Below are 10714 nucleotides of genomic sequence, written 5' to 3' on the forward strand. Positions count from 1 at the left end.
AAATAACCAGCGGAGGTCATATGAAGCGTTTTGCTCTGGCATTGGTCACGCTGGTTGTTTGCGCAGGGGCGCAGGCAGCCAGCGACGAAGTAGAAATGAATCTCGTCACCTCACAGGGGGTAGGTCAGTCCATCGGTACGGTGAAGATCACGGAGACCGATAAAGGGCTGGAGTTCGCCCCCAACCTCAAAGCACTTCCTCCCGGTGAACATGGTTTCCATGTCCATGCTAAAGGCAGCTGTCAGCCCGCTTTAAAAGAAGGCAAACCGTCGGCGGCGGAAGCAGCAGGGGGTCACCTCGATCCGCAGCATTCCGGCAAGCATGAAGGCCCGGAGGGAATGGGGCATTTAGGCGATTTGCCTGTGCTGGTGGTGAACAATGACGGTAAAGCGACGGATCCGGTGGTGGCGCCTCGTCTGAAAAAGCTGGATGAGGTGAAAGGGAAAGCGCTGATGATCCATGTCGGTGGCGATAACATGTCCGATCAGCCTAAACCCCTCGGGGGTGGCGGAGCACGCTATGCCTGTGGTGTGATCTGATCCCCAATCGTTCCCGGTGGAGGTGCCTGTTCCAGCTGCGACAGCGAGCAGTGCAGGCGCCAGATTATCGAGGCCAAATCACGAGCCGCGGGCAGATGATGCCGCGCAAGGGTATCGCAGATCCGTTGCAGTTCAGCCAGCGTGGTTTCCAGCGGCCGCTGCTGGACGCCGCGCTCGCTCATTACATCGCGTAGCAGGGAGAGGCAGACATCGCGCACCTGCGACAGCGGGTCGGAACGCGTTTCCCACGCACGAAGCTGCCAGACGACGTGTGAACAGTTCAGCAGTACCACGCCCCAGCGTAACAGCCAGCGGCGAGAAAGAGAGTCCTGGCTATTATTGAGCTGGCTGACATGGTGATAAACCAGCGATTCATACCCGCTTTCACGCAGATGCGGTTTACGGCTAAGCTGGTCGACAAAACCCCGTCTTAGTTCACGGATATGTCTACGGCTTTTACGCGCATCAGAACCTGGCCGCAGTACGGCGAACGCCAGCCACGCCAGACCCACGCCGAGGATCTTCGCCAGATTGTCATTGAGAAAGTCGGCGTAATCATACACCGGTGGATTCGTCACTGAGATAAACGACCCCATAAAGACAATCAGTTGCCCCCAAAGACCGGCCAGCCTGGGCATTTGCAGCTTCAGCAGCTGCATGGTGGTTAACAGCGGGAACAGGAACAGCAGGAACTGCCACAGGTCGCTTATCTGAACCATCAATCCAAACTTCACCACAAAACTGAACAGCGACAGCAACAGCAACGTGCGTAACAGCAGCGTAAGCGAGTTAAACGGTGACGCGGCAACGGAATAGAGCACGCAGCTGATGGCGGCAAGCGTCAAGGCCGCAGAGCCGGATTCCCACTGCGTGGTGATGCTCCACGCGCCAACGAGGGTAAGGGCGCAAAAGGTGCGAAAACCGCTCCACAGCGCTTCCATATAGCCGGTGTGGCGCGCCAGCGCCGGGCTGCTGGGGACGGTGAATTCCGTTATTGGAGTGGCATTTTCGACCGCGTTGATCCAGCGACTGCTTCGCAGATACAGCCGACAAAAATAGTTCAGGCGCTGCCAGAACGCGCGGTGACGGTAATCGTATTCATCGACGGGAGCGAGCGGGGCGATGATCCTTGCCACGGTGTAGATGTCCGTATCCGGGCGGGCGAGGGCAGCGAGCAAGGTATCAATGACGGCGCGCGTGTTGGCAGGCGGCGCGGGCCAGTTGAGCAGCATTCGACGCAGGCTGGAGATAGCGCTGGTCATCCGCAACTGCTGATGCAGCAAATAGTTGAGGAGTTTGTTCTGCCGACGAAAGCGATAGTGGCTCCAGAAGGCCTGAATGCGCAGAAGATTCATGGTCAGGATCTGCCCGATGACCTTTTCGTGGGCCAGACGGCTTTCATCGTTGGTATCTGGCTGCCAGAGAAGGCTTGCATGCTCCAGTAGGCGGGCATGCATGGTCTTCAGGGCGGTGATAAGCGCTGTACCGTCGGAGGTACTGGGCAGGATCATCATCATAAACCCACCGCTAAGAATGCCGACAATCACTTCACAGACGCGCGCCTGGGCAATGTCCCATAGCTCGGTGGTGTCGAGTACATTCACTACGGGAAAGGCAATAATGGCGGCGGTATAACCCGCCCGCTGGAATGCGTAGGCAACGTTATTGGTAAAATGGGCGCAGGCCCAGGTACAAAACCCCAGCCAGGCCGCCATGCTCAGTAAAAAGAGCCACGGATCGTTTAGCGTATGCCCCGCAATGATTAACGCCGCGGTGGCTCCCAGCAGGCTTCCGGCCACGCGCCCCAGACTTTTGCTGATGACCCCACCGACGGTCGGGAAGCTTACCACCGCCGCAGAGGTCATCGCCCAATAGGGTTCATCCAGATTCAGGTAATAGGCGACGGTCAGCGCAAGGCACATGGCAATGCCGTTTCGCAGCGCGTAACGCCACTGAGGACGCGATGCTTTTACCCACGGAAGGTTTTGCCAGGAGAGCACCCGCAGGTTCATCTGCGCGTTCCGATAGAAACAGTACAGGTCGTGCCTGAAACCAGCGTGAGATTCTGGGGCAGGTTATCAAACTCTACGCGAACCGGAACGCGCTGTGCCAGACGAACCCACGGAACGTTAGGTTTAATATCGGGTACCAAGCCGGAATCCGTCTCAACGCTTTGATCGTAAATGGCGCGTCCAATGCTGGAAACGTGACCCTGTAACCTGTTCGAACCGCTGTAGAGGGTGATGGTCGCAGGCGCACCTTCCTGAATATGCCGAAGCTTGGTCTCTTCAAAATAGCCCACGACATAAAAAGAGTGGCTGTCGACTAAGGCAAAAACAGGTTGACCGGTAGTGGCATAGTTCCCCACGCGGGCAGAGAGGTTAGTCACCCAGCCATCGACCGGTGCTTCCACCACCGTTTGCGTTAACGCCCACTGCGCCTGCTTGAGCGTTGCTTCCGCCACGTTAACGCTGGCTTGCATAGCCTTAACGTTTATGTTGGCAGTGTCTAAATCTTCGGCAGAGATATAGTTTTGCGACAAATGCCGACGGCGGGTCGCTTCGTTATTGGCTTTCGCGAGATCGGACTGCGCTTTCGCTAGCTGTGCCTGGGCGTTGAGGATGGCGATATGAAAGGGCGTATCATCAATACGGAATAAAACGTCTCCCTTTTTGACGAACTGGTTATCCTTAACAAGAAGCGTCGTGATGCTTCCTGACACCTGCGGTGTGATGCTGACCTGCTCTGCGCGAATTTTACCGTCGCGTGTCCAGGGGGACTGCATGTAGTAGTTCCACATCCACCAACCGGCAACCAGCGCCAGCGCCAGAACAAGAAGAGTGGAAAAGTATTTCAGCGTTTTCAGAGACATATTCACCACACGGTCAACACAGCAAGGCCCAGGCATACGGAGAGGGCAAACAGGGAGAGATCCATCAGCATTGGGTGCCAGATCTCGCCGGAATACATCCAGTCTCGCAGGAGCCGGTGTGCGACAAGCCAGATAGCAAAGCCCACCAGTACGGCTTTAAACAGGGGAGGAAAATAGACTGATGCACCAAAGATCAGGTCCTGGAGGGGTAACCCCGTGGAGTTTAACGAGAACGTCACGAGCAGTGGTCCTTTGCAGTGAACTGAGTGCCACGATGGCCTGTCTTACAATGAAGTAACATCTGTATTCAGTGTAAATCATACTTTTATTAATGTTGAATGCAGTAATGCATTTGTTTTGGCAATATAAATACTGCACACTATTCTAAAATCAGTATAATAACTTAGCAAGCTAATTATAAGGAGATGAAATTGGAATCGCCATTAGGTTCTGATCTGGCAAGGTTGGTACGCGTCTGGCGTGCTCTGATTGACCATCGCCTGAAACCTCTGGAATTGACACAGACGCATTGGGTCACGCTGCATAACATTCATCAGCTACCGCCCGAGCAGTCCCAAATTCAACTGGCAAAAGCGATCGGTATTGAGCAACCGTCACTGGTGCGCACGCTCGATCAGCTGGAAGAGAAAGGACTCATCTCCCGGCAAACCTGTGCCAGCGATCGTCGCGCGAAGCGGATTAAACTGACGGAAAAAGCGGCGCCTATCATTACTGAGATGGAAGCCGTTATCAGTAAAACGCGAGGTGAAATCCTGTCCGGGGTATCACCTGAAGAACTGGAAATGCTCATCAGCCTCATTGGACGCCTTGAGCAAAACATTCATGAGTTGCAGTCACGCGACTGAGAAGTAAAAAAAGGCCTTGCATGAGCAAGGCCTTTCTCTTTTTACTGGAAAATCACCACGCGGTTTCGGCCAGTCTCTTTGGCCTCGTACATCGCCTTATCCGCACTTTCCACGCACTTCTCGGCGGTTATGTCCGGCGATGTTGCCGTGAAGACGCCCATACTGATCGTAATCGGCTCGGGCAGCTGCCCCTCACTGCTGGCTTTATCAAAATTGCTTAACTTTATACGGATGCGTTCAGCGACCTGGCGTGCCTCTTCTGAAGAGGTATTTTCCAGCATCAGGACAAACTCCTCGCCGCCGATACGTGCCGCGATATCTTGCGGTCGCACGGAATCCATCAGCAGGTTAGAGACAAACTGCAGCACCTTGTCGCCCTGCAAGTGCCCGTAGTTGTCGTTAATACGTTTGAAGCGATCGAGATCGCTGACAATCACCGAAACCGGACGGTTGGCTTTGGCGATAGCCAGCGCCTGATTTAATGAATCATAAAAATAACTGCGGTTATAAAGACGCGTCAGCGGATCGCGAATCGCGTTCTGATAAGACTGCTGATATTTTAAATGTGATTCACGATACACATTGAAAACGTCGTAAAGCAGGACAAAAATAATAAGCAGCGTCGCGACAGTCTCAAATAAACGGGCGCGATACCAGGAGATATCTTCGGCATGCCCACCCACTAACAGCATTGACAGCGTGACCACATAACAGACGCAGAGGAAATTCCCCCCGACCCAGAATAGGTTGCGTACGCGCGTAATAAACATCAGCGTTGCTAATGTCACTATCCACAGCACAATTAATGAAATATTGATGCACTGGCTCCAGAGAACCATAAACTGGCGGGTTTCATTATCCACCAGGTCAATTGATAACAAATCTGAATGACTTGAATAGAGCCAGGCCAGAAACACGGCACAAAAGGTAAAGACAAATAACCCGCTAATAATTGACACATGCGCCAGCCGTGACAGTGGCCGACTCCGCGTGGTGTAGAGTAATGCCGAGACGATGATCAGTATCGCCATTAACAGATGGCGGAACATGTAGTAAATCATCGCATCGTTATAGTTGACGACATTGAATTGATAGAGATCCAGCCAGGCCGGGAAACTCGACAGCGTGCCAATCATCAACAATGCCGAACCGGCAAAGGCGAAGGCGATCGCTACCAGATACAACCGTTTCCTGTCACACCAGTATTTCATTGCCATAAAACAGGCAATAAAGAGGTGAAATACCAGCAGGAAAATGGTGAGCGTCGGGAACAGAAACGGTGAAAAGGAGGGTATCCATTCCACCAGTTTGATAAATAACGTTTGTAATATCCCGATGACAACAATGCAACCGAGACAGAACGAGATATAACGACCTTTTACAAAACGACTCATCGCAAGCATATAATTTTTAACAAAGTTATAATGAATTAAAAGAGGTAAGTGCGATGAGTCTAATCTATTAATTCAATAAATACTTTGCGCAGAAACAATATCAGATAACATTAATAATAAATGCAATAAATATATATTGTAAATATATTCATTCAAATGATGTATTTTGTAAATGGATGTGGCCCGAGAGCCACATCCGTTATCAGATTAACGCGGGGAAACCGTCACCTGACGACCATTGCTCGCCAGAACAACACGCTGGCCAGCGGAGAAACGGGTGTTGCCTTGTTTCTGAACGACCATAATGGTGCTACCGTCATCTTTGCGGATTTCCAGCTCCACGCCCTGGGTTTTGTTCATTGCACCCTGAACGCCCTGGCCTGCGACACCACCGGCAACGGCACCTGCTGCTGTCGCCAGCGAACGGCCCGTACCACCGCCTACGGTGTTACCGAGGAAGCCGCCCAGAACCGCACCGCCGATAGCACCCATTACATTGTTTTCATCGCCGCCCTGAATTTGAACAGGACGCGCATTAACAATGGTACCGTAAGTCACGTTCTGAACTTGTTTAGCTTCAGAAGCGCTATAGACGTCGCCAGAAAGTGAACTGTCATTCACACAACCAGCGAGTGTTAAACCAATCAGCGAAACGCCCAGTACACGTAAAATCATTTGAATCTCCTGTTCCCCCAAAACGCCCGGTTCGGGCATCCATTATGGCTAAATTATATGGCATTACGGGCCATACTTCATATCTTTGCACTAACTATCAGAAAATTGTACTTGAATTTGGCTTAACGGAAGATAAACGGACTTCCCGCGTGCCGCCTGTCTGACATTGTTAAAAAATATTATCTCCGCATAGCAAAGCACCGCTGTTTATGGTGGAGTGGATATCCTTAGCCCACTCAACGTAAGGAAAGCGCATGAAATCGGGTCGCTATATCGGTGTGATGTCTGGAACCAGTCTTGACGGTGTCGATGTCGTTCTGGCCGCCATTGATGAAAACATGGTGGCGCAGCAGGCGAGTCTGACCTGGCCTATCCCCGTTTCGCTCAAAGAAGACATTTTGAGCATTTGCCAGGGTCAACAACTGACGCTTTCGCAGCTGGGACAGCTCGATGTGCGGCTGGGGGCGCTGTTTGCAGAGGCTGTTTTAGCCCTGATGCGCAAAGAGAATCTGCACCCGCAGGATGTGGTCGCCATTGGTTGTCACGGTCAGACCGTCTGGCATGAACCCACTGGCGACGCGCCGCACACGTTGCAAATCGGTGATAATAATCAGATTGTGGCAAAAACAGGTGTCACCGTGGTGGGGGATTTTCGTCGCCGCGATATTGCGCTGGGCGGGCAGGGTGCGCCGCTGGTACCAGCGTTCCATCACGCGTTGCTGGCACATCCGGTTGAGCGCCGTATGGTGCTTAATATCGGCGGGATTGCAAACCTGTCGATGCTGATCCCCGGTCAGCCCGTGCGCGGGTACGATACGGGGCCGGGCAATATGTTAATGGATGCCTGGATCTGGCGTCAGTGCGGAAAGCCCTATGATGAAGACGCGGAGTGGGCCAGCGAAGGCAAAGTCATTCTTCCGCTGCTGCAGTCCATGCTAAGCGATCCCTGGTTTGCGCTGCCTGCGCCGAAGAGTACGGGGCGCGAGTATTTCAACTACGGCTGGCTTGAACGCCAGCTGGCGCAGTTCCCTGCGCTGGCACCACAGGATGTTCAGGCCACGCTCACCGAATTGACCGCAGTGTCGATATCCGAACAGGTTCTCCTCAGCGGAGGGTGCGAACGCCTGCTGGTGTGTGGCGGAGGGAGCCGGAATCCGCTGGTGATGGCGCGTCTGGCGGCGCTACTGCCGGGTACTGAAGTCACCACAACGGATGAAGCCGGGATCAGCGGTGATGATATGGAAGCGCTGGCTTTCGCCTGGCTTGCCTGGCGTACCGTTGCCGGTTTGCCCGGTAATTTACCTTCTGTCACCGGCGCGCGGGAGGCGAGCGTCCTCGGAGCGATTTTCCCGGCAAATCCGCGTCATAATCAGAGTTAACTGAAATTCATCGTGGCGTGTCGTCGTTAGAATGGAACGAAACAGGAGGGCAGCGATGTCCTCCAGGACCAGGAAAGTCTTCGGAATACGCCCATGAAAAAACTTCTTCTTATTGCCGCGCCTTTATTGCTGTCAGGATGCAGCGTCTATAACCAGCTCCTTGAGCGCATGCAGACCGATACGCTGGCGTATCGCTGCGATGAAAAGCCGCTGACCGTTAAGCTGAATAATCCGCGTCAGGAAGCCAGTTTTGTCTACGACAACAAACTGCTGACCCTGAAACAGGGGATGTCGGCTTCCGGGGCGCGTTATACGGACGGGATTTACGTGTTCTGGTCGAAAGGTGACAGCGCAACGGTCTACAAACGTGACCGCATTGTGCTGAACAATTGCCAGCTCGAAAATCCGAAGCGTTGAGATTTTTACAGGGGCGGCGCACAATAGCGCCTCCCACTCTCAATGTCAGCTAACGCCATGTCAGATAACGACGAACTGCAGCAAATTGCGCATCTGCGCCGTGAATACACCAAAGGCGGCCTGCGTCGCCAGGATCTTCCCGCTGAACCCCTTGTGCTTTTCGAACGCTGGCTGAAACAGGCCTGCGAAGCGAAACTGGCCGACCCCACCGCCATGGTTGTCGCGACGGTTGATGAAAACGGTCAACCGTATCAGCGCATCGTATTGCTCAAGCATTATGACGAGAAAGGGCTGGTGTTCTATACCAACCTGGGCAGCCGCAAAGCGCACCACCTGGAAAACAATCCTCGCATCAGCCTGCTGTTTCCGTGGCACATGCTGGAGCGTCAGGTGATGGTGACAGGCAAAGCGGAACGTCTTTCGACGCTGGAAGTGGTGAAGTATTTCCACAGCCGCCCGCGCGACAGCCAGATTGGCGCCTGGGTTTCAAAACAGTCCAGCCGTATCTCTGCCCGCGGCGTGCTGGAAAGCAAATTCCTCGAACTCAAACAGAAGTTCCAGCAGGGTGAAGTGCCGCTGCCAAGCTTCTGGGGCGGTTTCCGCATCCCCATTGAGCAGATGGAATTCTGGCAGGGGGGCGAACACCGCCTGCACGACCGCTTTTTATACCAGCGCGACAACGGCGGCTGGAAAATCGACAGACTGGCACCGTAATCCCCGAAATTTGTTGATTTAAGCGCTAGCGCACACCGCGCTTGCGCTTTATTCTATGGTCCTTTCGCATCAGGCGAAAAGTCGTGTACCGGCAAAGGTGCAGTCGTTTATACATGGAGAATTTGATGGCAAGCAGTAACTTGATTAAACAATTGCAAGAGCGGGGCCTCGTGGCCCAGGTGACGGACGAGGAAGCGTTAGCAGAGCGACTGGCGCAAGGCCCGATCGCGCTCTATTGCGGCTTCGATCCCACCGCTGACAGCTTGCATTTGGGGCATCTTGTTCCATTGTTATGCCTGAAACGCTTCCAGATGGCGGGCCATAAGCCTGTTGCCCTGGTGGGCGGCGCGACCGGTCTGATTGGTGACCCAAGCTTCAAAGCCGCTGAGCGTAAACTGAACACAGAAGACACTGTGCAGGAGTGGGTGGATAAAATCCGCAAACAGGTGGCACCGTTCCTCGACTTCAACTGTGGCGACAACTCCGCAATTGCTGCTAACAACTACGACTGGTTTGGTGGCATGAACGTGCTGACCTTCCTGCGTGATATCGGCAAACACTTCTCCGTTAACCAGATGATTAACAAAGAAGCCGTGAAGCAGCGTCTGAACCGTGACGACCAGGGCATCTCCTTCACCGAGTTCTCCTACAACCTGCTGCAGGGCTATGACTTTGCCTGCCTGAACAAACTGCACGGCGTTTCCCTGCAGATTGGCGGTTCTGACCAGTGGGGTAACATTACCTCCGGTATCGATCTGACTCGTCGCCTGCATCAGAACCAGGTCTTTGGTCTGACCGTTCCGCTGATCACCAAAGCCGACGGCACCAAATTCGGTAAGACCGAAGGCGGCGCGGTATGGCTCGATCCGAAGAAAACCAGCCCGTACAAATTCTACCAGTTCTGGATCAACACGGCGGATGCCGATGTTTATCGCTTCCTGAAGTTTTTCACCTTTATGGACATTGAAGAAATCAATGCGCTGGAAGAAGAAGACAAGAACAGCGGTAAAGCGCCACGTGCTCAGTACGTGCTGGCGGATGAAGTGACCAAACTGGTCCACGGTGAAGACGGTCTGGCCGCGGCAAAACGCATTACCGCAAGCCTGTTCAACGGTACCCTGAGCGATCTGAGCGAAGCGGACTTCGAACAGCTGGCGCAGGACGGCGTGCCAATGGTTGAGATGGAGAAAGGGGCTGACCTGATGCAGGCGCTGGTGGATTCTGAGCTGCAGCCGTCTCGCGGTCAGGCGCGTAAAACCATCGCGTCTAACGCCATCACCATTAACGGTGAGAAGCAGGCTGATCCGGAATACACCTTCGTTGACGGCGATCGTCTGTACGGACGTTACACGCTGCTGCGTCGCGGTAAGAAAAATTACTGTCTGGTCTGCTGGAAGTAATTAAAAGTACACAGGGGCGTGGGAAACCACGCCCCTTTTGTTTTTACAGGGTTTGGTAAGAAAAAATGAAGAACATCCTCGCCATCCAGTCCCACGTTGTTTTTGGGCATGCTGGCAACAGCGCAGCGGAATTCCCGATGCGCCGCCTCGGTGCCAACGTCTGGCCCCTCAATACCGTACAGTTTTCAAACCACACGCAATACGGCAAATGGACCGGCTGCGTGATGCCGCCATCGCACTTGACGGAGGTTGTGCAGGGTATTGCCGAAATCGACCAGCTTAAGCGCTGTGACGCGGTGCTGAGCGGCTATCTCGGTTCAGCAGAGCAGGGGGAACATATCCTGGGGATCGTTCGCCAGGTGAAAGCGGCGAATCCTGCGGCAAAGTATTTTTGCGATCCGGTCATGGGCCACCCTGAAAAGGGCTGTATTGTCGCACCCGGCGTGGCGGAGTTTCAC

General features: G+C 53.7%; 12 protein-coding genes. 7 read left to right on the forward strand and 5 right to left on the reverse strand.

The window, feature by feature from the left end:
* The first annotated feature begins 20 nt into the window (after positions 1–20).
* Positions 21–539 (forward strand): superoxide dismutase [Cu-Zn] SodC, encoded by a 519-nt coding sequence (gene sodC / locus ENTMO_RS0110660; protein ID WP_010430333.1) that lies wholly within the window; start codon positions 21–23, stop codon positions 537–539.
* Here sodC and ENTMO_RS0110665 read toward each other — a convergent pair.
* The 3 genes from ENTMO_RS0110665 to ENTMO_RS0110675 are packed head-to-tail and all read right to left on the reverse strand — an operon-like array spanning position 518 to position 3650.
* A complete protein-coding gene (locus ENTMO_RS0110665) occupies positions 518–2551 on the reverse strand; it encodes an FUSC family protein (RefSeq protein WP_010430334.1) in 2034 nt (677 codons plus the stop codon). The two genes, sodC and ENTMO_RS0110665, sit on opposite strands and share 22 nt — an antisense overlap.
* Entirely contained in the window at positions 2548–3411 is an 864-nt protein-coding gene (locus ENTMO_RS0110670; RefSeq protein ID WP_010430336.1) for an efflux RND transporter periplasmic adaptor subunit, read from the reverse strand. Before ENTMO_RS0110670 ends, ENTMO_RS0110665 begins: the two co-directional genes overlap by 4 nt.
* A 2-nt stretch (positions 3412–3413) precedes the next feature.
* Complete coding sequence (locus ENTMO_RS0110675) at positions 3414–3650, reverse strand: DUF1656 domain-containing protein (protein WP_010430338.1); 237 nt, start codon at positions 3648–3650, stop codon at positions 3414–3416.
* 186 nt (positions 3651–3836) lie between these two features.
* Here ENTMO_RS0110675 and slyA point away from each other — a divergent pair, with 186 nt between their 5' ends.
* Positions 3837–4277, forward strand: coding sequence for a transcriptional regulator SlyA (slyA, locus tag ENTMO_RS0110680; protein ID WP_029485052.1), 441 nt, complete (start codon positions 3837–3839; stop codon positions 4275–4277).
* Positions 4278–4318: 41 nt separating this feature from the next.
* Here the strand turns inward: slyA and ENTMO_RS0110685 are convergent, their stop codons facing one another.
* Positions 4319–5680: a sensor domain-containing diguanylate cyclase gene (locus ENTMO_RS0110685; protein WP_010430342.1), complete on the reverse strand. Its 1362-nt coding sequence runs from the start codon at positions 5678–5680 to the stop codon at positions 4319–4321.
* A gap of 198 nt (positions 5681–5878) precedes the next feature.
* Entirely contained in the window at positions 5879–6346 is a 468-nt protein-coding gene (gene slyB / locus ENTMO_RS0110690) for an outer membrane lipoprotein SlyB (protein ID WP_010430343.1), read from the reverse strand.
* Positions 6347–6600: 254 nt separating this feature from the next.
* Between slyB and anmK the strand changes: the two genes are divergently transcribed.
* The 5 genes from anmK to pdxY form a co-directional block, all read left to right on the forward strand.
* The gene (gene anmK, locus ENTMO_RS0110695; protein WP_010430345.1) at positions 6601–7725 is read left to right on the forward strand and encodes an anhydro-N-acetylmuramic acid kinase; all 1125 of its coding nucleotides are present in this window, start codon (positions 6601–6603) and stop codon (positions 7723–7725) included.
* A gap of 93 nt (positions 7726–7818) precedes the next feature.
* Positions 7819–8142, forward strand: a complete 324-nt coding sequence (mliC, locus tag ENTMO_RS0110700) for a C-type lysozyme inhibitor (RefSeq protein ID WP_010430347.1) — start codon at positions 7819–7821, stop codon at positions 8140–8142.
* Between the two features lie 57 nt (positions 8143–8199).
* A complete protein-coding gene (gene pdxH, locus ENTMO_RS0110705; RefSeq protein WP_003857601.1) occupies positions 8200–8856 on the forward strand; it encodes a pyridoxamine 5'-phosphate oxidase in 657 nt (218 codons plus the stop codon).
* 125 nt (positions 8857–8981) lie between these two features.
* Positions 8982–10256, forward strand: coding sequence for a tyrosine--tRNA ligase (gene tyrS, locus ENTMO_RS0110710; protein ID WP_010430352.1), 1275 nt, complete (start codon positions 8982–8984; stop codon positions 10254–10256).
* 65 nt (positions 10257–10321) lie between these two features.
* The coding region (gene pdxY, locus ENTMO_RS26550) for a pyridoxal kinase (RefSeq protein ID WP_010430356.1) at positions 10322–10714 on the forward strand (393 nt) is incomplete at its 3' end.

The sequence above is a fragment of the Enterobacter mori LMG 25706 genome (assembly GCF_000211415.1).
In the GTDB taxonomy this organism is placed as follows: domain Bacteria; phylum Pseudomonadota; class Gammaproteobacteria; order Enterobacterales; family Enterobacteriaceae; genus Enterobacter; species Enterobacter mori.

Excerpts from the sequence above, each read along its gene's own strand:
- sodC (WP_010430333.1), top strand. The coding sequence starts at position 21 with ATGAAGCGTTTTGCTCTGGCATTGGTCACGCTGGTTGTTTGCGCAGGG.
- ENTMO_RS0110665 (WP_010430334.1), bottom strand. The coding sequence starts at position 2,551 with ATGAACCTGCGGGTGCTCTCCTGGCAAAACCTTCCGTGGGTAAAAGCA.
- ENTMO_RS0110670 (WP_010430336.1), bottom strand. The coding sequence starts at position 3,411 with ATGTCTCTGAAAACGCTGAAATACTTTTCCACTCTTCTTGTTCTGGCG.
- slyA (WP_029485052.1), top strand. The coding sequence starts at position 3,837 with ATGAAATTGGAATCGCCATTAGGTTCTGATCTGGCAAGGTTGGTACGC.
- ENTMO_RS0110685 (WP_010430342.1), bottom strand. The coding sequence starts at position 5,680 with ATGCTTGCGATGAGTCGTTTTGTAAAAGGTCGTTATATCTCGTTCTGT.
- slyB (WP_010430343.1), bottom strand. The coding sequence starts at position 6,346 with ATGATTTTACGTGTACTGGGCGTTTCGCTGATTGGTTTAACACTCGCT.
- anmK (WP_010430345.1), top strand. The coding sequence starts at position 6,601 with ATGAAATCGGGTCGCTATATCGGTGTGATGTCTGGAACCAGTCTTGAC.
- mliC (WP_010430347.1), top strand. The coding sequence starts at position 7,819 with ATGAAAAAACTTCTTCTTATTGCCGCGCCTTTATTGCTGTCAGGATGC.
- pdxH (WP_003857601.1), top strand. The coding sequence starts at position 8,200 with ATGTCAGATAACGACGAACTGCAGCAAATTGCGCATCTGCGCCGTGAA.
- tyrS (WP_010430352.1), top strand. The coding sequence starts at position 8,982 with ATGGCAAGCAGTAACTTGATTAAACAATTGCAAGAGCGGGGCCTCGTG.